General features: G+C 68.0%; 17 protein-coding genes and 1 pseudogene. 3 read left to right on the forward strand and 15 right to left on the reverse strand.

Going from position 1 to position 20,039, the window contains the following annotated elements; translation table 11 throughout:
• A complete protein-coding gene (locus tag VEC11_RS12320; protein WP_464131686.1) occupies nucleotides 1-2,553 on the reverse strand; it encodes a TonB-dependent receptor in 2,553 nt (850 codons plus the stop codon).
• A 302-nt stretch (nucleotides 2,554-2,855) separates the two neighbouring features.
• Here VEC11_RS12320 and VEC11_RS12325 point away from each other — a divergent pair, with 302 nt between their 5' ends.
• Nucleotides 2,856-6,305, forward strand: a complete 3,450-nt coding sequence (locus tag VEC11_RS12325; protein ID WP_464131688.1) for a hypothetical protein — start codon at nucleotides 2,856-2,858, stop codon at nucleotides 6,303-6,305.
• Between the two features lie 7 nt (nucleotides 6,306-6,312).
• Here the strand turns inward: VEC11_RS12325 and VEC11_RS12330 are convergent, their stop codons facing one another.
• The 3 genes and pseudogenes from VEC11_RS12330 to VEC11_RS12340 all read right to left on the reverse strand — a co-directional run.
• The gene (locus VEC11_RS12330; RefSeq protein ID WP_464131690.1) at nucleotides 6,313-7,671 is read right to left on the reverse strand and encodes a dihydrolipoamide acetyltransferase family protein; all 1,359 of its coding nucleotides are present in this window, start codon (nucleotides 7,669-7,671) and stop codon (nucleotides 6,313-6,315) included.
• 4 nt (nucleotides 7,672-7,675) lie between these two features.
• A complete protein-coding gene (locus VEC11_RS12335) occupies nucleotides 7,676-8,680 on the reverse strand; it encodes an alpha-ketoacid dehydrogenase subunit beta (protein ID WP_464132043.1) in 1,005 nt (334 codons plus the stop codon).
• Nucleotides 8,681-8,865: 185 nt separating this feature from the next.
• Nucleotides 8,866-10,071, reverse strand: a pseudogene (locus VEC11_RS12340) (thiamine pyrophosphate-dependent enzyme); the annotation flags it as partial.
• A gap of 38 nt (nucleotides 10,072-10,109) precedes the next feature.
• Here VEC11_RS12340 and VEC11_RS12345 point away from each other — a divergent pair.
• Together VEC11_RS12345 and VEC11_RS12350 are read left to right on the forward strand one after the other, a co-directional pair.
• Nucleotides 10,110-10,607, forward strand: coding sequence for a histidine phosphatase family protein (locus VEC11_RS12345; RefSeq protein ID WP_464131692.1), 498 nt, complete (start codon nucleotides 10,110-10,112; stop codon nucleotides 10,605-10,607).
• An 11-nt stretch (nucleotides 10,608-10,618) separates the two neighbouring features.
• A complete protein-coding gene (locus tag VEC11_RS12350) occupies nucleotides 10,619-11,119 on the forward strand; it encodes a GNAT family N-acetyltransferase (protein ID WP_464131694.1) in 501 nt (166 codons plus the stop codon).
• A gap of 55 nt (nucleotides 11,120-11,174) precedes the next feature.
• Here VEC11_RS12350 and VEC11_RS12355 read toward each other — a convergent pair whose 3' ends face one another.
• The 11 genes from VEC11_RS12355 to VEC11_RS12405 all read right to left on the reverse strand — a co-directional run bounded on the left by VEC11_RS12355 (nucleotide 11,175) and on the right by VEC11_RS12405 (nucleotide 20,004).
• Nucleotides 11,175-11,408 (reverse strand): hypothetical protein, encoded by a 234-nt coding sequence (locus VEC11_RS12355; protein ID WP_464131696.1) that lies wholly within the window; start codon nucleotides 11,406-11,408, stop codon nucleotides 11,175-11,177.
• Nucleotides 11,409-11,438: 30 nt separating this feature from the next.
• The gene (locus VEC11_RS12360; RefSeq protein WP_464131698.1) at nucleotides 11,439-11,798 is read right to left on the reverse strand and encodes a PspC domain-containing protein; all 360 of its coding nucleotides are present in this window, start codon (nucleotides 11,796-11,798) and stop codon (nucleotides 11,439-11,441) included.
• Entirely contained in the window at nucleotides 11,795-11,977 is a 183-nt protein-coding gene (locus VEC11_RS12365) for a hypothetical protein (RefSeq protein ID WP_464131700.1), read from the reverse strand. Before VEC11_RS12365 ends, VEC11_RS12360 begins: the two co-directional genes overlap by 4 nt.
• Nucleotides 11,974-12,639 (reverse strand): PspA/IM30 family protein, encoded by a 666-nt coding sequence (locus VEC11_RS12370; RefSeq protein ID WP_464131702.1) that lies wholly within the window; start codon nucleotides 12,637-12,639, stop codon nucleotides 11,974-11,976. Before VEC11_RS12370 ends, VEC11_RS12365 begins: the two co-directional genes overlap by 4 nt.
• Before the next feature lie 101 nt (nucleotides 12,640-12,740).
• Nucleotides 12,741-12,878: a hypothetical protein gene (locus tag VEC11_RS12375; RefSeq protein ID WP_464131704.1), complete on the reverse strand. Its 138-nt coding sequence runs from the start codon at nucleotides 12,876-12,878 to the stop codon at nucleotides 12,741-12,743.
• A gap of 200 nt (nucleotides 12,879-13,078) precedes the next feature.
• On the reverse strand, nucleotides 13,079-13,405 hold the full coding sequence (locus VEC11_RS12380) for a hypothetical protein (protein WP_464131706.1): 327 nt from the start codon (nucleotides 13,403-13,405) through the stop codon (nucleotides 13,079-13,081).
• Nucleotides 13,406-13,524: 119 nt separating this feature from the next.
• Nucleotides 13,525-13,821 carry a hypothetical protein gene (locus VEC11_RS12385; RefSeq protein ID WP_464131708.1) on the reverse strand — a complete coding sequence of 99 codons (297 nt, stop codon included), beginning with the start codon at nucleotides 13,819-13,821 and terminating at the stop codon, nucleotides 13,525-13,527.
• Nucleotides 13,818-14,819: a DUF2891 domain-containing protein gene (locus VEC11_RS12390; protein WP_464131710.1), complete on the reverse strand. Its 1,002-nt coding sequence runs from the start codon at nucleotides 14,817-14,819 to the stop codon at nucleotides 13,818-13,820. Before VEC11_RS12390 ends, VEC11_RS12385 begins: the two co-directional genes overlap by 4 nt.
• Before the next feature lie 6 nt (nucleotides 14,820-14,825).
• Nucleotides 14,826-15,776: a DUF979 domain-containing protein gene (locus tag VEC11_RS12395; protein ID WP_464131712.1), complete on the reverse strand. Its 951-nt coding sequence runs from the start codon at nucleotides 15,774-15,776 to the stop codon at nucleotides 14,826-14,828.
• Nucleotides 15,773-16,453, reverse strand: coding sequence for a DUF969 domain-containing protein (locus VEC11_RS12400; RefSeq protein WP_464131715.1), 681 nt, complete (start codon nucleotides 16,451-16,453; stop codon nucleotides 15,773-15,775). Before VEC11_RS12400 ends, VEC11_RS12395 begins: the two co-directional genes overlap by 4 nt.
• Nucleotides 16,450-20,004: a hydantoinase B/oxoprolinase family protein gene (locus VEC11_RS12405; RefSeq protein WP_464131719.1), complete on the reverse strand. Its 3,555-nt coding sequence runs from the start codon at nucleotides 20,002-20,004 to the stop codon at nucleotides 16,450-16,452. The genes VEC11_RS12400 and VEC11_RS12405 overlap by 4 nt, the downstream gene beginning before the upstream one ends.
• Nucleotides 20,005-20,039: the final 35 nt, after the last annotated feature.

Here is a 20,039-nt window from a genome sequence, read left to right on the forward strand (position 1 = left end):
TCAGAAGCGGACGCTCGCCTGCACCCCATACATCCGCGGCGCCCCGCCGATGAAGGTCGGCAGGCCCGCCGCGTCGCCGGTATTGCCGGCGTCGAGGATATACGCCTCGTCGAACAGGTTCGTGACGAAGGCCTCGATCGTATAGCGCTCATTGAGCGTGTAGCTCAGCCGCGCGTTGACCAAAGCGTAGCCGCCCTGCTGTTCGTCCTGCACATTGTCCGGAAGCAGGGCGTTGGGCGGCTGCTGCAGCGCCGAGATGTCGTTATTGTCGTCGAAGAAGATACGCGACTGGTAGGTGACCGTCGGCACGAAGCTCAGCCGGCCCGGCCCCGCGTCGACGCCGAATTGCGCGCCCAGCGACAGCGTATGATCGGGCGAGAGCCGGAAGCGGTTGCCGTCGCGCACGCCGAAGGTGAAGCGGCTGTGATTGTACGCATAGGTTGCGAAGAAGGTCGCGTTCGGGCTCGCCCGCCAGCGCATCGAGCCTTCGAAGCCATAGGCCTCGGCCTCGCCGGCATTGGTGGTGATGAAGATCGTGCCGATCTGCTCGGTGGTCTGGAAGTTCTTGTATTTGTAGTAGAAGAGCGCGCCGTCGAGGCTGAGCGTGCCGCCCGCCGTGCGCGTGCGGGCGCCGACCTCGAAGCTGTCCACCGTCTCCGCATCGACGACGTTGAAGCGCGCCGCACCGAAGGGCGTCGCTGGCGGCAGCGCCGAGAGCACTTCGGGCCTGCGCCCGCGCGCATAATTGGCATAGACCGAGGTGCTCGCATTGGGCGCCCAGCGCGCGATCACGCGCCAGGTGAAGCTGTCGTCGTCCAGGTCCGCACTCTCGACGCTGCCATTGCCGTTGGTCGGCTGGAAGGTCAGGCCGAAGAGCGGCACCGGGAAGCCCGGTCCCGGCGGGATCGTCGCCGCGCCCGGCACCGCCAGCGCGCCGAGCAGGGCCGTCCGGGTCGGCTCGGACTGCTGCAGCGCGCCGAGGAAGCCGCCGAGGATCGAGCGCCCGTTCAGCACCGCCGAGCTCAGGCTCGTCGTCTTGCTGTCATGGCTGTAGCGAGCCCCGACGCCGATCTCGAATTCGCTCGACAGCCGGAAGGTGACGTCCGCGAAAATGTCGAAGCTGTCGGTCTCGGACGTGTTCGTCGTCGTCTCGAGATGGTTGGCCTTGAGATTGGCGGCGATGCCCTGCGCGAGCGGCCCCGGCAAGGCATAGCCGAAATTGCCGGCCACTCCCTGCAGCAGCGCTGCGGTGAAGGCGGTGTTGCCGAACAGCCCGATCGGCGCCGGATCGGTCGCCGGCCGCCCCGGGATCAGCCCGCCGCCGTTCAGCGCGCCGGCGAGGCGGGCGAGCAGCACGCGCTCGTCGACCTGGGCGGGGGTGCGCTGGGCCCCGTCCTCGTTGAAATAGGACAGGCCGACGAAGGCGGTGACGCTGTCATTCTCGTAGGTCAGCCGCAATTCTTGGCTCAGCTGCTCGCCGCGTTCGTCGGCGGCCGCGGTGATCACCGGCAGGGAGATGCCGTCCGCGTCGAGGATCTCGATGCCGTCAAACTCGCGCCAGGCGCTGATCGAGGTGAGCGTGAACTGGTCGGAGAGCTCGGCGCGGACGATGCCCGTAATCCCCCAGACCCGGCGGTCGAGCCCGAGCGGGGCGCCGCCCTCGAAGCCGGCGCCGGGCGCGAGCGCCGCGCCGCTGTTCGGGCTGCGGTCGCCGAGCACCGCGCCCGTGACCGGGTCGGTGGGCGTGAAGCTCATCAACTTGAAGGAGGTGCCGTGCGGATTGTCCTCCTGGTAATTGCCGATGATGTCGATGCTGACCCGGCTGGAGGGCGCCCAGTGCAGGGTGCCGCGGATCGCGCCGGTATCGACCGAGTTGAAGTCGGCCTGCCCGAGCAGATTCGCGATATAGCCGTCGCGGTTGCGGTAGCGGCCGGCGACGCGGAATGCGGCCGTGTCGCCCATCGGCACGTTCAGCATGCCTTCGACCGACCAATAGTCGAAATTGCCGTAGCCCGCCTCGAGGAAGCCGGCGAAGCCCGAGGGATCGGCCCGGTTCTGGATGATGTTGACCGCGCCGATCAAGGCCCCGCGCCCGTAGAGCGTGGACTGCGGCCCGCGCACCACCTCGACGCGCTGGATGTCGAACAATTCGACGAACGAGCCGCGCGACTTGCCGATCGAGACGCCGTCCTGGAAGACCGAGACGCGCGGCTCGACGAAGCTCTCGCCGCTGTCCGAGGTGACGCCGCGCATCACGAAGCCCGGATTGTTCGGCGACTGGTTCTGCACCTCGAAGCCGGGCACGAAGCGCGAGACGTCCTCGAAATCGTTGAGCCCGAGCTCGTCGAGAAACTCGCCCGTATAGGCCGTGATCGCCATCGGCACTTCGGAGATGCGCTGCTCGCGCAGCTGCGCGGTGACGACGATGTCCTGGTCGTCCTGATCCGCCCCCGCGGCGGACGTCACGGCAGGCGTCGGGTCGTCCTGGGCGAGCGCCGGACTGGCGGCGAGCGTGAACAGGCTGGCGGCGGACAGCAGGACGGCGCGCTTCATAATGACCTCCCCATGTGCGAGGCGTCATCTCTCGTTCGCGTGACGCTCTCGTGACGGCGCCCCCCGGCGCCTTGCTGACATGGTGGACAATAAGGGGATTTTGGCAAGTCGGTTCTTCCTGCCACCTGCTGGCCATTCAGTCCGCCCGTCTTCTCCCTTTCTCGCTCAGCAATTGCGACTTGCACCCGCATCGACCCGGTCTATGGTCGGCACACGGCAGCCCGGGGGGGCCGCCAGAAGGCGAACGCCACGCGGCCGGCGTGTCTCAGCGCGCCGTCGTGTCTCCCCTGCGTGGGAGAATGATGTTGGCGATTTATATCGGAGATGGCGACAATAATACCTGGACCGGCACCGGCGATGCCGACACGGCTTATGCCCAGGGCGGCAACGACGTCATTAGCGGGCTTGGGGGCGACGATTCCCTTTATGGTCGGGACGGCAATGACGAGCTCTATGGCGGCGCGGACAACGACCTGTTGTTCGGCGGCAATGGCGATGACCTCCTTGACGGCGGCGATGGCGACGACACCCTCATGGTGCATTCTTCGGAGGACACTCTCGGCCTGTCCGCGGGCGACCGGTTCGTTGGCGGCAGCGGCTACGACCGGCTCAGCTTCGTCGACAGCAATTTCACCCTTTTCGACATCAGAAGCCTCTTCGTTGCCGCGGACATCGAATATATCAGCGCCCAACGCTGCACCATTCGCCTGACCAAGGCTCAATTCCTGCAGTTCCAGAAATATGAAGGGTCGTTCTCCGTTACCGGCAGCGGCACCTTCGACCTGAGCGGCGACAAGTTTGTCAGCGGCAGCCTGCATCTCGATTCAGGTGACGATATCGTCACCCTCGCCGGCAACCACCCCAATGTGAGCGCGGGCAGCTTCGGCGTCTTCGGTGGCGGTGGCAACGATCAGATCATCGCCACCGAGGCCTCCGACATTCTTCAGGGGGACTCAGGCAATGACCGGCTCGAGGGCGGCGGCGGCAACGACTATTTGAGCGGTGGTGGCGACGACGACACGCTGCTCGGCGGCGACGGCAATGATGAGATGTGGGGCGCTGGCGGCGTCGACAGCTTTGACGGCGGCGGCGGCGACGATGTCGTGCACCTCAATTTCGCGGACGGGTCGTTCCTCGGCGAGGCGATGTCGGGAGGAACCGGCGTCGATACGATCTCGGTGATCGGCTCCGGCTCGGTCGATTTGGGAAGCGGCCTGATCGCCAACGATTTCGAGCGCTATACTGGAGCGCAAACGAACGTGCGTGCGTCGGCATCGCAGGCCAATAATCTCCAGCGGTTCGAAGCGCTGTCGCTCACGCTCACGACCGGCGGCTCCATCACGGTTACCCAGAACTTCAAGGTCCGCGAGGTCATTCTGAGCGACGCGGCCACCAGCGTCGATTTCACACAGCTGACGGGCTTCAGCGCCTATGCGACGGGCGGTGCCGGCGACGACAGTCTCACCGGCAGCCAGCAGCTGGACGTCCTGCTTGGCGGCGGCGGGAACGACGTCATTCATGGCGGCGGCTCGAATGACGAACTGGGCGGAGGCGCGGGGCTCGACTGGGTCGACGGCGGCGCCGGCAACGACACCATTACCATCGCCAAAGGCGAGACTATCACGGCTGGCGACCGTTTCACTGGCGGGACAGGCACGGACACGCTGTTCATCGCCGGCGAGAATCATGGCGATGTCGTCGTCATCACCAATCTCAGTGACGCGCTTCTCGATTCCGATCTCGAAGTGCTCGACGGCGATGCCCTGGTCGGCGCCAGGCTCAGCACCGCGCATGCGAACCAGTTTGGCAAGATCCATTTGCAGACCGTGCAGCTGGCGACGAGCGGATCCCTTGATCTGCTGGGCAAGGACGTGTCGATCGGCCAGCTCAGCCTGAGCGCGGCCGGAAACACGGTCAGGTTGTCGGAATTTGGCGTGGGCTCCGTGTTCGGCGGGGCGGGCGACGATATCGTCTATCTCAGCGCTAATGCGCCGCCGACCCATGGGGGTGGCGGCAGCGACCAGCTTCACGGTGCCGGCGGCGACGACACCTTCTATGGCGAGGACGGCGACGACATCCTGAACGGCTTGGGCGGCAACGATAATCTGTATGGCGGCGCCGGAAATAATGTGATGAGCGGCGGCACCGGGGACGACGTCTTTTATGTCGAGACGTTCGGCGACCTGACCGTTGAGGCAGCGGGCGAGGGCTTTGACCGGGTCTATGCGCTCGCAAGCCACACGCTTGGCGCGGGCCAGGAGATTGAGGTGCTCGCAGCGATCAACCCGGCGAGCACCATGTCGCTAACCTTTGTCGGCAATGAGTTCGGCCAGACCATCTCCGGCAACAATGGCGCAAACGTCCTGAATGGCGGCGGCGGCGCGGACGTGATGGCCGGTTTCGCCGGCGACGACACCTACGACGTGGACAATGCCGGCGACATCGTCATGGAGACGGCCGGCAACGGTTTCGATGCCGTCTATGCCAGCGTCAGCTACGCCCTTGCCGCAGGCGCAGAAGCGGAGTGGCTGTCGACCTCCTTCACCGCGGGAACGGCGGCCCTGAATCTCACGGGCAATGGCGGCTTCCAGTATCTGATCGGCAATGCCGGCGCGAACCGGCTCGACGGCGGCGCCGGCGCGGACGTGATGATAGGCTTCGCCGGTGACGACGTCTATTTCGTCGACAATGCGGCGGACCAGGCGTTTGAGGACGGGGCGCTGGGCTTCGACGCGATCCTGACCAGTGTCAGCTACGCGCTGGCGGCGGGCCAGGAGATCGAATGGCTGTCCACTGCCTTCACCGCCGGCACCGCCGCGATCAACCTTGCCGGCAACGAGATCGCCAATTACCTGATCGGCAATAATGGCGCCAACACGCTGAACGGCGGCGGCGGCGCGGACGCGATGACCGGCTTCGCCGGCGACGATATCTATCTCGTCGATACTGCCGGCGATGCGGTCACCGAAAATGCGGGCGAGGGCTTCGACGCGATCCTGACCGACGTCAGCTATGTGCTGGCCGCCGGCGTCTCGCTCGAATGGCTCTCGACCTCGTTCACCGCCGGCACCGCGGCGATCAACCTCACCGGCAACGAGATCGCCAATTTCCTGGTCGGCAATAACGGCGCCAACACGCTGAACGGCGGCGGCGGCGCGGACATTATGACGGGCTTTGCCGGCGATGACGTCTATCTGGTCGACACTGCCGGCGATCTGGTCAACGAGAATGCGGGCGAGGGCTTCGACGCCATCCTGGCCAATGTCAGCTATGCGGCTGCCGCCGGCGTCTCGGTCGAATGGCTCTCGACCTCGTTCACCGCCGGCACCGCTGCGATCAACCTCACCGGCAACGAGATCGCCAATTTCCTGATCGGCAATAATGGCGCCAACACGCTGAACGGCGGCGGCGGCGCGGACGTGATGACCGGCTTCGCCGGCGACGACAGCTTCGCCTTCACCACCGCGCTGGGCGCAGGCAATGTCGACACGATCGCCGACTTCGCGGCTGGCACCGACAAGATCCTCCTCGACGACGCCGTCTTCACCCAGATCGGCGCCTTCGGCGCGCTCAACGCCAATGCCTTCGTGGCGGGCACAGCGGCGGCCGACGCCTCGGACCGGATCATCTACAACAGCGCGACCGGCCAGCTCTTCTACGATGCCGACGGCACCGGTGCGGGCGCCGCGGTGCCGTTCGCCACGCTGCAGGGCAATCCGGCGCTGGCCGCCGGCGACTTCACGGTGATCTGAGGCGGGCTCAGCGCCCCGACAGCAGTTTCAGCGGATTCTCGATCAGGCCCTTGAGGTCGCGCATGAACTCGGCGGCGTCCCAGCCGTCGACGACGCGATGGTCGCAACTGAGCGACAAGTTCATCAGCTTGCGGATTTCCAGTTCGCCGTCGATCACCACCGGCGTCTCGCGCACCTTGTTGACCGCGACGATGCCGACCTCGGGCCGGTTGATCACCGGCGTCGAGGTGATCCCGCCCATCGGGCCGAGGCTGGAGATGGTGAAGGTCGAGCCCGACAATTCCTCGCGCGTCGCCTTGCCGGTGCGCGCGGCCTCGGCGAGGCGCGAGACCTCGGTCGCGAGATTCCAGAGATCCCGGTTCTGCGCGTCGCGGATCACCGCGACCATCAGTCCGTTCGGGGTCTGCGTCGCCATGCCCATGTGCACGGAGCCATGGCGCGTGATGACCTGCGCCTCGTCGTCATAGGTGGCGTTGATCTGCGGGTAATGCGCGAACATCCGCGAGAAGGCGGTGATCAGGAAGGGGAGCATGGTGAGCTTCGGATTGCTGCCCCGGTCCGCATTCATCATCGCCCGCGTCTGCTCCAGCGCGGTGACATCATATTCCTCGACCAGGGTGAAATGCGGAATGCGGCGCTTCGCCTCCTGCATGTTCTCCGCGATCTTGCGGCGCAGGCCGACGACCTTCACCGTCTCGTCCTGCCGGCGCGGGCCGGCGGCGCCGCCGACGCTGCCGCCATTGTAGAGCAGCCAGGCGTCGAGATCGGCGTGGCGGACGCGGTCGCCCGCATATTTCACCTGGCCGAGGTCGATGCCGAGATCGCGCGCGCGCTGGCGCACGGCGGGCGACGCCTGGACAGCGGCCTTGGCAGCGGCCGGCGCGGGCGCAGGCGCCGTTTCCCGCGGCGGCGGCGGCGCCCGCCAGTCGCCCTGCCGCCGGTCCGGTTCGCCCCTGTCGTCGGCGCGCCGATCCTCGCCCGAGCGGCGCTCGCCGGTCTCGCGGCGCTCCCCGGCGCTGACGTCCTCATGCGGCACCACCGGTTCCAGCGCCTCGGGAATCTCGCTCATCCCGTCCGCCAGCGGCTCCTCCGGCTCCGCCGCCGGCACCCCGGCCGCGGCCTCCCCCTCCGTCTCGATCACCACCAGCACCGAGCCGATCGGGATCATGTCGCCGACCTCGCCCGCCACCTCGAGCACCTTGCCGGCGACCGGGCTCTCCATCTCGACCGTCGCCTTGTCGGTCATCATGTCCGCGAGCTGCTGGTCCTCGGACACCGTGTCGCCCGGCTTCACATGCCAGGCGACGATCTCCGCCTCCGCAATGCCTTCGCCGATATCGGGCAGCTTGAATTCGTAGCGGGCCATCCGGTCAGTCCTTCAGAGCAGCTTGGAGCGCCGGGCCAAGCCGCGCCGGGCCCGGGAAATAGGTCCATTCCATCGAATGGGGATAGGGCGTGTCGTAGCCGGTGACGCGGATCACCGGCGCCTCGAGATGATAGAAGCAGCGCTCCTGCACCAGGCTCGCCAGCTCGGCGCCGAAGCCCGCGGTGCGCGTCGCCTCGTGGATGACGACGCAGCGCCCGGTCTTCTTCACCGATTCCTCGATCGTCGCGATATCGACCGGAACGATCGTCCTGAGGTCGATCACCTCGGCGTCGATCCCCTCCGCCTCGGCGGTCGCCAGCGCGACATGGACCATCGTGCCATAGGCCAGGATGGTCACCGCCTCGCCCGCGCGCGCCACCGCCGCCTTGCCGAGCGGCACGGTATAATAATCCTCCGGCACCTCGGCCGCGGGATGCTTCGCCCAGGGAGTCACCGGCCGCTCGTAAAAGCCGTCGAACGGGCCGTTATAGATGCGCTTGGGCTCGAAGAAGACGACCGGATCGGGATCCTCGATCGCCGCGATCAGCAGGCCCTTGGCGTCATAGGGATTGGACGGGATCACCGTCTTGATCCCCGGCATGTGCGCGAAGAAGGCCTCTGGCGACTGGCTGTGCGTCTGGCCGCCGAAAATGCCGCCGCCATAGGGGCTGCGGATCACCATCGGCACCGACCATTCGCCCGCGGTGCGGTAGCGGATGCGGCCGGCCTCGGAGAAGATCTGGTCGAAGCCCGGGAAGATATAGTCGGCGAACTGGATCTCGCAGACCGGCTTCAGGCCGTAGAGGCCCATGCCGATCGCCGCCGCGACGATCCCGCCCTCGGCGATCGGCGCGTCGAACACGCGGCTGGTGCCGAATTCCTTCTGCAGGCCGGCGGTGACCCGGAAGACGCCGCCGAAATAGCCGACATCCTCGCCGAACACGACGACGTCGGGATCGCGCGCCATCATCACCTTGTGGGCGCTGTTCAGCGCCTCGATCATGTTCATCACGCTCATTTGCCGCGCCTCACCTCGGCCCTGGCGGCGGCCTGCTGCTCGGCGAGGTGCCAGGGCAGATCGGCGAAGACGTCCTCGAACATCGAGTCCACATTCTCATAATGGCCGTTGCCGAGCGTGCCCTTGGCTTCGGCCTCCTTCTGGGTGGCGCGGACCTCGGCGGAAAGCGCCTCCTCGAGCGCCTTGTGCTGATCCTCGTCCCACTCGCCGAGGCCGATCAAATGCTGCTTGAGGCGCGCGATCGGGTCGCCGAGCGGCCAGGCGGCGCCGGCATTTTGCGGCCGGTAGGCGCTCGGATCGTCCGAGGTGCTATGGCCCTCGGCGCGATAGGTGAACAATTCGATCAGGGTCGGGCCGAGATTGGAGCGGGCCCGGTCCGCCGCCCAGCGCGTCGCCGCATAGACGGCGAGCGCGTCATTGCCGTCGACGCGGAGCCCGGCAATGCCGTAGCCCACGGCGCGCGCGGCGAAGGTGGTGAGGTCGCCTCCGGCAATGCCGGAGAAGGTCGAGATCGCCCATTGATTGTTGACGACGTTGAGGATGACGGGCGCGCGGTAGACGCCGGCGAAGGTCACCGCATTGTGGAAGTCGCCCTCCGCGGTGGCGCCGTCGCCGATCCAGCCCGCCGCGATCCGGCTGTCGCCCTTGATCGCCGAGGCCATCGCCCAGCCCACCGCCTGCGGGTATTGCGTCGCGAGGTTGCCGGAAATGGAGAAGAAGCCCTTCTCCCGGTCCGAATACATGATCGGCAGCTGGCGCCCCTTCAGCTTGTCTCCCTTGTTCGAGTAGATCTGGCACATCATCTCGAGCAGCGGATAGTCGCGCGCCACCAGCAGGCCCTGCTGGCGGTAGGTCGGGAAGCACATGTCCTCGGCGTCGAGCGCGTGCGCCGCGGCCACCGCCACCGCCTCCTCGCCGAGCGCCTTCATGTAGAAGCTGGTCTTGCCCTGGCGCTGGGTGCGGAACATGCGCTCGTCGAAGATCCGGACCAGCACCATGTCGCGCAGGATCCGGCGCAATTTGTCGGCGTCGAGCTTCGGGTCCCAGGGGCCCACCGCCTTGCCGTCGTCGTCGAGCACGCGGACCAGGGTGTAGCAGAGCGCATGGGTCTCGGCGGCGGCCACGGCGACATCGGGCCGGACGGCGCTGCCGGCGGCCGGAATCGCGATGCCGCTGAAATCGGGCTGCTCGCCGGGCCGCGCATTGGGCTCCGGGACGTGGAGCGAGAGCGCCGGCCTGTTGCCACGGCGCTCGTTCTTCTTGGTCATCCTCTGCGTCGTCCCTTTTTGGCGCCGGTCGTGGGGGCGGCGTCGCCTCGCGGTCCCCTTGGATGGAACGCCGGGACGAGTCAATTTCTCCCCGTCGTCCGGGGGCGCAAACATGACTTGCCCCCGCGCGATCCGCCCGCCAGAAAACGGGCATGCGCATCCTGATCGCCCTCCTGCTCGCCCTCCTCCCCGCCACGGCCTTCGCCCAGCCGGCCGCCCAGCCCGTCTACGTGGTCCGGCACCTGAACACGCCCGAGGGCCAGTCCGACCCCGACCTGCTGCCCGAGGGCCGCGCCGCCGCCATCGCGCTCGCCGATCTGATGGAGACCGACCGGTTCCAGGACGCCCGCCGCCCGGTCGCCATCTATGTCAGCGACTATAAGCGCACCCGGCAGACCGCCGCGCCGACGGCGGCCCGGTTCGGCCTTAACCTCACCATCTACGATCCGCGCGACACGGCCGGCCTGATCGCCCGTGTCCGCGCCGAGCCGGGACCGGTGCTGATCGTCGGCCACAGCAACACCGTCCCCGACATCGTCGCCGCGCTCGGCGGCACCCGGCCGGCGCCGCTCAGCCATCCCGATTTCGGCGATCTCTGGGTCGTCGAGCCCGGCGGCGCCACCACGAAGCTCCGCATCGGGGCGCCCTGAACGGTGGGACCATGATCCGCACCGAGCGCCTGCTGCTCCGCCGCGCGCGGCTCGACGACGTGGACGCCTTCCACGCCATCATGCGCGATCCCGTCGCGATGCGCTTCTGGTCGACGCCGCCCCACACGTCGCTGGACGAGACGCGGGACTGGGTGGCCTCGATGGTCGAGCGGTCCGCCGGGGCGTGCAACGACTTCGTCGTCGAGCTGGACGGCCGCGCCATCGGCAAGGCCGGCTGCTACATGCTGCCCGAGATCGGCTTCATCCTGCATCCTGACCATTGGGGCCGGGGCTATGCCCGCGAGGCGATGACCGCCGTGATCGCCCATATCTTCGCGACGAACGACCTCGAGAAATTGGTCGCGGACGTCGATCCCCGGAACCGCGCCTCGATCGGCCTGCTGACCCGCCTGGGCTTCAGCGAGACCCACCGCGCCAGGGGCACTTGGCAGGTCGGCGGCGAGCTTTGCGACAGCGTCTATTTCGCGCTGCCGCGGCCCGGCGGGGAATAGAGGCGCCCGGCGTTACGCAACAGGCCGGGCGCCTGATCCTCCCGCTCGGGGAAACCTAGAGGTCCACCACCGCGGCGATGGCCTCGAGCTTGCGGACCCGTTCCTTGAGGTCCGCCACCTCGATCATGTCGCCGGCGGGGCTGCGCGGCTCGCTGCGCCGGCTCGCCGCCAGCTCCAGCCGCCTCACCTCGAGCCAGCCCTGCCAGCCGCGAAGGCCCGCGAAGGTGGCGATGCCGAGGCCCGCCAAGGCCGTTCCAGCCACGGTCATTGTCGTCATCGGATCACTCATCTTTTCCTCCCGTACCGATGAAGTCTTGGTTCAGTTGCGAAGTTCTTCGATCTCGCGGGCGAGGCGGCTGTTTGAGCCGGCCACGAACGTGTCGATCTCCTTCATCCGCCGCTCATGCGCGCGAAGCCGCTCGTCCATCGCGGGCGCGCCACGAAACTTGCGGTCGGCCCTGGCCAGGGCCCGCTCGCGGGAGCGCGCATTCCTCGGCGATCCGGCCATGGCGAGCACGCCGTAGACGATCATCGCGGCGATGATGCTGCCGAAGATCCCGGCCAGCACGAAGCCGATCCGGATCACGTTCGGGTCCACGCCGGTCGTCTCGCCAAGCCCGGCGCACACGCCCGCGATCTTGCCGTTCGCCTTGTCGACCCTGAACTTCCGCACGTTCATTTCTTCCTCCCTGCGCCGCGGCCCCGGGCCGCATCGAAATCCTTGTCTTCCGTCCGCTTGCCGCCGAGCGCGGCCAGCGCCCGCTCGACCATGGCCAGCTTCTCGTCCATCGCCGCGCCGCTGCGCCACAGCCGCTCGGCCTCGGTCCAGTCGGTGCCAATCATCCCTGAAGCGCTCATGCCGCGAGCCTCCGCGCCTTCATCGCCTCCAGCTCGGCGTCGACCCGGTCGGCGACGCGCAGCTCGGCAATCTCTTCCTCCAGCGTGCGGGGCGGCGCGGCGAGCAGCAGCGCGTCTGCCTGCCCTTCCGCATAATCCGCCTCGCGCTCCAGCGCCTCGAAGCTCTCGAAGGCGGCCTCGGTGCGCTGGCCGGCATAGGCCTCGCGCAGCCGCACCCGGTTCTCGGCGCTCTCCAGCCGGGTCGCCACCGCATGCTGGCGGGCGCGCGCCTCGCGCAATTTGCCCTGCAGCTTGGCGATGTCGGCCTCGAGGCTGCGCAGCGCCTGCTCGATCGAGCCGACTTCCTCGTCGATCTCGGCGGTGAGGCCGGCGAGCTTTTCCTTCTCCACCAGCGCCAGCCGGGCCAGATCCTCGCGGTCCCTGGAGAGCGCCAGCTCCGCGCGCTCGGTCCAGCTCTCGGCGAGAGCGGCGAGGCGAGCGATCTGCTGGCGCTTCTCCTTCTGGTCCGCGATCAGCCGGGCGGCGGAGGCGCGCACCTCAACGAGCGTCTCTTCCATCTCGAGGATGATCACGCGGATCGTCTTCGCCGGATCGTCAGACCGCTCGACGAGGTCGATGACGTTGGCGGCGATGATGTCGCGGGTGCGGGAGAAGATGCTCATCGGGTGCTGCGTCCGCTGTGGTTGGGGGTGGTGATGAGGCGGCGGCCGGAGAGAAGGCCAAGGGGGAGAGAACCCTCTGGCTCCGGCCGCGCGCCGGGTGTTCAGGCTTGGGCCTGAGTGGTGATCGCGGTGGCCGTGGTCGCCGGGCCGACAGCGGCGACGACGAACAGGGTGGAGATCAGGGCGGCGCCCAGGCCGGCGGTGATCGTCTTGCGGATCTTCTGCGAAACGTTGGTCATTTTACTGCTCCTTGAACCTTGGTTGGCTTCGTGAATTCGATGCCCACAAGGTTAGCAGGAGCCGTGCCAAACGGATTTTTTGGCGGAAATCCGCCATTTTCTGATTTAATGGGAAAGAGGGGACGCCCCGGCGTCCGCCGCTAGTTGGGAATTTCCGCCAAGGGTTGGCGAAGGGTGACGCGCCCGCGCCGAGATCGCGCTCAGATCAGGGTCGGATGGTCCGCGGCGGGCAATGTCCGCGGGTGCCGCCGGTCAGCATCCGGGCCCGCATAAGCGGGCGCCAGATAGTCGGACCGCCGGCGCCTTTGCCTGTTGTCCTTGCGCGTGAATTCGAGCAGCCTGGCGCCGGCCATGAAGACGGCGCAGGTGCAGGCAGCCATGAACAGCCAGCCCGGGAAGCCCGGATAGACCTGCATGTAATGGAGGCCGCGCTCGATCGCGCCGAGCCCGAGCGCATAGATGACGGCGCAGGCCTCGAAGCGGTTCTTGATGACGAAAAGGCGGCCGAATTTACGCAGCTTGCTCATACCCGCGAGAGAGCAAGTCCCGGGCCAGTCGCAGTTTTCCGCGGGCTTCGATGGTTAAGCGGTAAGGATTTGTAAACCATGCCGACAGGTTATCCTCCCCTGCATTTGCAGGGGAGGAGTTAGTATCCCACGTCCATCTCGAAGCCGCCGCCCCGGGTCAGCACGACCGTGCAGGTCCGCCAGACCTTGCCGTCCTCCTGGCCCTGGACGTGGCGGACCTCGGTCAGCACGCCGCGCAGCTCGTGCCGGTCGTCCTCCGACAGCTCCGGCTCCCACTCGCTGCCGTCGTCGAGCGAATAGGTGAGCTTCAGGTCGCCGCCTTCTTTCTCCATGTCGGCGAGCAAGGCCGCCTGGTGGAAGCCCGGCTTGCACTTCGTCGCCATGGCCCGGCCAAGCTTCAGATAGAGATCGTTCATTCGGCGCTCCTGCTCTCCAGCGCCAGCAGGGCGAAGGTCGCCAGCCAGTGCTCGCCCATATAGTCGCCGGCCACGTGCGGCAGGCTGGCCTCCAGATGGCGGTCCGCCGTCTCCTGCGCAAGGGCGGCGAGGTCCGGCTCGAGCGCATCGGCGAGCTCCCGCCAGCACCAGGCGCGCGACAAATTCACCCCGTCCAGATGCGCGATCTTGCCGTCGCTGCGGTCCGAGACGAAGGCGGGGGTGAACAGGCTCTTCGGGGCGCCCGCCGCAAGCCTGGGCAGGAAGAGATTGAACCAGCCGGCGAATTCCCCGCGCGGCAGCACCCGCTTCATCAGCAGGGCCTCGGTCAGCGCCGAGGAGAGGAAGTCGTCCCCGCCCGGCTCCCAGGCCGGACAGTCGCGATCCTCGCGATACCAGGCGCGGGCCCGCTCGCCGATCAGAGCCGCCAGCGCCAGGTCGTTCGCCGCCGCCCATTCCAGGGCGAGAATGAGGGCGAAGGCGGTGTTGAAATGGGTGCCCGTGCGGATCGGATAGGTGAGCTTGGGCAGATAGTTATGGAACCGTCTGGCGAAGGCCCGGGCCAGCGGCGCGAGGTCCTCCGCCCAGGCCGCGTCGTGCCGCTGCGCCTCGCCGTGCAGGGCCAGCAGCCAGCCCCACCCGTAAGGCCGCTCGAACCCGCCCGTATAGGCGCGGTCGAGATAAGCCAGCTCGCCAGCCACCTTGTCGGGCGCGAGCATCTCGTCGGCCAGTGTCCGGATCCGGACAGAAACCGGCATGTCCGGAAAGCGCCGGAGCGTCCTGAGCAGCAGCCAATAGCCGTGCACGCAGCTGTGCCAGTCGAAGCTGCCGAAGAAGATCGGGTGCAGTTGGCGCGGCGACAGCAGATCCTCCGGCCCCTCCAGCACCTGGTCGAGCTTGTGCGGATATTCGCGCGTGACATGGCCGAGCGCGATCGACGCGAAGCGCCCGGCGATTTCGGGGGTGAGCTGGTGCGACATGAATCCTCAGAACGCCAGGAAATAGATCAGCAGGATGTTGACGACCAGCAGCGGAATGGCGGTGCCGATCTGCGCCTTGATCACCCCGTTCTTGTCCTTGAGCTCCAGCAGCGCCGCCGGCACCATGTTGAAGTTCGCCGCCATGGGCGTCATCAAAGTCCCGCAGAAGCCCGCCAGCATGCCGACCGCGCCGATCACCGCGGGATCGCCGCCATAGGTCTGGATCAGCAAAGGCACGCCGATCGCCGTCGCCATGACCGGGAAGGCGGCGAAAGCATTGCCCATGATCATCGTGAACAGGGCCATGCCCAGCCCGTAGACGACCACGGTCAGGAAGACGTTGCCGTCCGGGATCGCCGCCCTTGTCGTGTCGCCGACGATGCCGCCGACCCCCGCGGCGGCGAAGACGACGCCGAGCGCGGCCAGCAATTGCGGCAGCACCGCCGCCCAGCCGATCGCGTCGATCAGCCGCCTGCCCTCCTCCAGCGGCGCGATTGCCGGCGGCCGCAGCCAGGCAAAGATGACGAGCAGGGCGAGCAAAACGCCGAGCGCGAGGAAGATGTAGGTCTCTCGTTTCGCCTCGAACCAGCCGAGCAGGCCAAGCGCCGTATGATTGTAGAGCAGGGTCCCCGCCAAGGCGACGAAGGGTATGATCAGCGCCGGCAGGAACAATTTGTTGCCCCGCAGCTCGGCAAAGGCCTTGCGCTCGACGTCGCTGGTCGTCTTCGGGTGGCCCCGGCCGACGAAGCCGAAGCCGGCGAGGCCGACCATGCCGAGCACGATCAGGCCGTTGCCGAAATCGGTGAAATGGGAGCCGCCGAGCAGGCTCGTCGCCATCAGCCCCCAGAAGAGCGCATTGCCGAGCCGCTTCCGGTTGCTCCGGTCGAGCAGGCTCAGCAGCGCCCAGCCGGCAAACAGGGCGCCGGCGAGCATGTAGAGATGCTCCAGCCGGATCATGGCCTCGGCTTCCGGAGCGAGCGGTCGAGCAGCAGCAGGCGCGCGCCGTGGATCAGGAAGGCGGCGATCGCCGTCGGGATCGCCCATTTGGCAAGGTCGAGCGGCGACAGGTCGATATTGTAGGTGGCGAGCGTCGCCTGGATCAGGATGATCGAGCCGATCGCGATGAAGATGTCCTCGCCGAAGAACAGGCCGACATTGTCGGTTGCGGCCGAATAGGCCTTCACCTTCTCCTCGGTCTCCTCGTCGAGCTTGCCATGCTGCCCCTCGGCCGCCGCGGTCGCCATCGGCGCGACCAGCGGCCGGACGGTCTGCGGATGGCCGGCGATGGAGGTGAGGCCGAGCGCCGCCGTCCCCTGGCGGACGAGCAGGTAGATGAGCAGCAGCCGGCCCGCGGTCGCCGCCTTGATCCTTCGGATCGCCATCGCCGCGCGCTGCTGCAGGCCGTAGCGCTCGAGCAGGCCGATCACCGGCAGCACGATCCAGACGATGGCGATGATCCGATTGTCGGTGAACGCCTTGCCGAACAGGGCGATCACGTCCTGGATCGGCAGCCCCGCAAGCATCCCCGTCGCCAGCGCCGCGACCGTCACCACCAGCATCGGATTGAGCTTCAGCGCGAAGCCGAGGACGACGATGAGGATGCCGGCGAGCGGGAGGTAATGGTCGAAGCTCATCCGTACCCCCCTCCCCCCGGCGTCTCGATCTCGAAGGCGTCGCCCGGCCGCATCTCGGCCGAAGCGGTGGCGGTCAGCAATTCCTCCGATCCGTCCGTCCGCACGACCCGGTTCACCCCCGCCGCCGCATCGCCGCCGCCCTTGACGCCCCGCGGCGCCACGCGGCGACGGTTGGAGAGGATGCTCGCCTGCATCGGCTCGAGGAAACGCACCCGCCGGACCGCGCCGTCACCGCCCCGGCTCGCGCCCGCCCCGCCCGAGCCGCGCCGGATCGCGAAGCGCTCGAGGATCACCGGGAAGCGCGTCTCCAGCACCTCGGGGTCGGTCAGCCGCGAATTGGTCATATGGGTCTGCACCGCGCTCGCCCCGTCGAAGCCCGGGCCGGCCCCGGCGCCGCCCGCAATCGTCTCATAATATTGATAGCGCGCATTGCCGAAGGTGAAATTGTTCATCGTCCCCTGGCTCGGCGCGAGCGCGCCTGTGGCGGCAAGCAGGCAGTCGGTCACTACCTGGCTGGTCTCGACATTCCCCGCCACCACCGCGGCCGGATAATGCGGGTTCAGCATCGAGCCTTCGGGCACCTTCAGCGTGATCGGCCGCATGCAGCCGTCGTTGAGCGGGATCGGATCGTCGACCAGGGTGCGGAAGACGTAGAGCGTTGCCGCCCGGCAGATCGAATAAGGCGCGTTGAAATTGTCGGCGAGCTGGCCGCTGGTCCCGGCGAAATCCACGACGGCGGACCGAGCCTCCCTGTCGACCGTGATCGAGACCGAGACCGTGGCGCCATTGTCCATCTCGTAGCGGAACGCCCCGTCCTGGAGCCGCCCGATCAGCCGCCGCACCGCCTCCTCGGCATAGGCCATGACGTGCGCCATATAGGCGTCGATCGCCTCGCGGCCATACTCGCCCGCCACCCGACGGAGCTCGTTCGCGCCGCGCTGGCAGGCGGCAATCTGGGCCTTGAGGTCGGCGATGTTCCGGTCCGGATTGCGCGCCGGCCAGTCACCCGAGGCGAGCAGCGCCCGCATCTCGCCTTCGAGGAACCGGCCCGCATCGACGAGCAGGACATTGTCGATCAGCACGCCTTCCTCGTGCACCGAGCGGCTGTCCGGCGGCATCGAGCCTGGCGCGATTCCGCCGATATCGGCATGATGCCCGCGCGCCGCCACGAACCAGGCCGGCGCCGCGTCCGCATCGCTGGCGAATACCGGCAGGATCACCGTGATGTCCGGCAGATGCGTGCCCCCGCGATAGGGCGCGTTCAGCACATAGACGTCGCCCGGCTTCATCCCCCGTCCGTCGCGGCCTTCGCCGCGCGCGGCGATGATCGTCCTGATGCTGTCGCCCATCGAGCCGAGATGGACGGGGATGTGCGGCGCATTGGCGATCAGGTCGCCCTCGCGGTCGAACAGGGCGCAGGAAAAATCGAGCCGTTCCTTGATGTTCACCGACGACGCCGTGTTCTTCAGCGCCACCCCCATCTCCTCGGCGATCGCCATGAACAGGTTGGACATGACCTCGAGCATGACGGGGTCCGCCTCGGCGGACGCCGTGACGGCGGCGCGGGGGACGGCGCGGGTGAGGATGAGGTTTTCGTGCGCGTCCACGGTGGCGCGCCAGCCCGGCTCGACGACGGTGGTCTGGGAGGGGTCGATGATGAGGGCCGGGCCGGTGATGGTGTCGCCGAAGCTGAGAGAGGCGCGGTCGTAAAGCGCCTCCCCGACACGGGGAGGGGGACCATCCGAAGGATGGTCGAGGGGGCCCGGTGACTTGCTCGGGGGCCCCTCCACCACGCCGCTATCGCGTCGCGGTCCCCCTCCCCGTGCCGGGGAGGATTTGGAGCGCGCCTCCACGATCGCCGTCTCCACCACCACCGCCGTCTCCGGCGCAATGAACCCGAATCTTTGCAAATGCGCCGCCTCGAAGGCGCCGCGCATGTCGCCGGAGACCGGCACCTCCAGCGCCGTATCGCTCCCTTCGTAGCGCAAGGCCGCCCGCCGCAGCACCTCGGGCCCGTCGACGCCCTGGCCCGCCAGCGCCGCCACCGCCTCGGCCTCCAGCTCCGTCAGGACCGTCGCCAGCTCGCCGCCGCCCAGCGACCGCTGCCGGAGCTCGACCAGATCGGCCAGCCCCATGCCATGCGCGCTGAGCACGCCCGCCAGCGGGTGGATCATCACCGTGTCGATCCCCAAAGCATCGGCGACGAGGCAGGCATGCTGCCCGCCCGCCCCGCCGAAACATTGCAGCACATAGCGGGTCACATCATGGCCGCGCGCGATCGAGATCTGCTTGATCGCATTGGCCATATTGTCGACCGCGATCCGCACGAACCCCTCGGCCACCTCCTGCGGCGTCTTGCCCACTTCGGCCGCGATCTCCGCGCAGCGCGCCAGCGAGGCGTCGGCGTCGATCGGCTGGTCTCCGTCCGGCCCGAACACGCGCGGAAAATGCTCGGCCCTGATCTTGCCGAGCACGACGTTGCAGTCGGTGACGGTCAGCGGCCCGCCGCGCCGGTAGCAGGCCGGCCCCGGCACCGCGCCCGCGCTCTCCGGCCCGACCCGGAAGCGCTGCCCGTCATAGACGCAGACCGAGCCGCCGCCCGCCGCCACCGTGTGGATCTCCAGCATCGGCGCGCGCACGCGTACGCCCGCCACCGCCCGCTCGCTGGTCCGCTCATAGACGCCTGCATAATGCGAGACGTCGGTCGAGGTCCCGCCCATGTCGAAGCCGATGACATGGTCGAAGCCGGCCTCGGCCGCGGTCTTCGCCATGCCGACGATCCCGCCCGCCGGCCCGGACAGGATCGCGTCCTTCCCCCGGAACCGCCCGGCGTCGGTGAGCCCGCCATTGGATTGCATGAAGAAGAGGCGCCCGGCGCCCGACAGCCCCGCCACGACCTTGTCGACATAGCGCCTGAGCACCGGCGACAGATAGGCATCCACCACCGCCGTATCCCCGCGCCCGATCAACTTGATCAAAGGCTCGACCTCGTGACTGGCCGACACCTGGGTGAAGCCGATCTCCCGCGCCGCCGCGGCCAGCGCCGCCTCGTGCGCGGTCCAGCGCCAGCCGTGCATCAGCACGATGGCGAGCGCGCGATAGCCGTCGTCATGGGCCGCCTGCAGTGCGGCCCGTGCCGCCGTCAGGTCCAGCGGCTTCAGCACCTCGCCCGCGGCCGTCACTCGCTCCTCGACCTCGATCACCGTCCCGTAGAGCGGCTCCGGCAGCAGGATCTGCCGGGCGAAGATAGCGGGCCGGGCCTGATAGCCGATGCGGAGGGCGTCCCCGAGCCCGGCGGTGATCGCCAGCGCCACCCTTTCGCCCTTGCGCTCGAGCAAAGCGTTGGTGGCGACCGTCGTCCCCATCCGCACATTGCCCACCGCCTCCCCGCCGGAAATCTCCCGGATCCCGTGCACGGCCGCGTCCGCATAGCGCTCGGGATTCTCTGACAGATATTTGCGCACGATCCGGGTTCCGTCCGGGGCGCAGGCGACGATATCGGTGAAGGTGCCGCCGCGGTCGATCGAGAAGGTCCAGGCGGCTTCGTCCATCGCCCGGCGGTAGCATCGGCGGCGGCGGGGGAAAA

Source organism: Allosphingosinicella sp. (genome assembly GCF_035626655.1).
Classification (GTDB): Bacteria; Pseudomonadota; Alphaproteobacteria; order Sphingomonadales; family Sphingomonadaceae; genus Allosphingosinicella.

Excerpts from the sequence above, each read along its gene's own strand:
- VEC11_RS12320 (WP_464131686.1), bottom strand. The coding sequence starts at position 2,553 with ATGAAGCGCGCCGTCCTGCTGTCCGCCGCCAGCCTGTTCACGCTCGCC.
- VEC11_RS12325 (WP_464131688.1), top strand. The coding sequence starts at position 2,856 with ATGTTGGCGATTTATATCGGAGATGGCGACAATAATACCTGGACCGGC.
- VEC11_RS12330 (WP_464131690.1), bottom strand. The coding sequence starts at position 7,671 with ATGGCCCGCTACGAATTCAAGCTGCCCGATATCGGCGAAGGCATTGCG.
- VEC11_RS12335 (WP_464132043.1), bottom strand. The coding sequence starts at position 8,680 with ATGAACATGATCGAGGCGCTGAACAGCGCCCACAAGGTGATGATGGCG.
- VEC11_RS12345 (WP_464131692.1), top strand. The coding sequence starts at position 10,110 with ATGCGCATCCTGATCGCCCTCCTGCTCGCCCTCCTCCCCGCCACGGCC.
- VEC11_RS12350 (WP_464131694.1), top strand. The coding sequence starts at position 10,619 with ATGATCCGCACCGAGCGCCTGCTGCTCCGCCGCGCGCGGCTCGACGAC.
- VEC11_RS12355 (WP_464131696.1), bottom strand. The coding sequence starts at position 11,408 with ATGAGTGATCCGATGACGACAATGACCGTGGCTGGAACGGCCTTGGCG.
- VEC11_RS12360 (WP_464131698.1), bottom strand. The coding sequence starts at position 11,798 with ATGAACGTGCGGAAGTTCAGGGTCGACAAGGCGAACGGCAAGATCGCG.
- VEC11_RS12365 (WP_464131700.1), bottom strand. The coding sequence starts at position 11,977 with ATGAGCGCTTCAGGGATGATTGGCACCGACTGGACCGAGGCCGAGCGG.
- VEC11_RS12370 (WP_464131702.1), bottom strand. The coding sequence starts at position 12,639 with ATGAGCATCTTCTCCCGCACCCGCGACATCATCGCCGCCAACGTCATC.
- VEC11_RS12375 (WP_464131704.1), bottom strand. The coding sequence starts at position 12,878 with ATGACCAACGTTTCGCAGAAGATCCGCAAGACGATCACCGCCGGCCTG.
- VEC11_RS12380 (WP_464131706.1), bottom strand. The coding sequence starts at position 13,405 with ATGAGCAAGCTGCGTAAATTCGGCCGCCTTTTCGTCATCAAGAACCGC.
- VEC11_RS12385 (WP_464131708.1), bottom strand. The coding sequence starts at position 13,821 with ATGAACGATCTCTATCTGAAGCTTGGCCGGGCCATGGCGACGAAGTGC.
- VEC11_RS12390 (WP_464131710.1), bottom strand. The coding sequence starts at position 14,819 with ATGTCGCACCAGCTCACCCCCGAAATCGCCGGGCGCTTCGCGTCGATC.
- VEC11_RS12395 (WP_464131712.1), bottom strand. The coding sequence starts at position 15,776 with ATGATCCGGCTGGAGCATCTCTACATGCTCGCCGGCGCCCTGTTTGCC.
- VEC11_RS12400 (WP_464131715.1), bottom strand. The coding sequence starts at position 16,453 with ATGAGCTTCGACCATTACCTCCCGCTCGCCGGCATCCTCATCGTCGTC.
- VEC11_RS12405 (WP_464131719.1), bottom strand. The coding sequence starts at position 20,004 with ATGGACGAAGCCGCCTGGACCTTCTCGATCGACCGCGGCGGCACCTTC.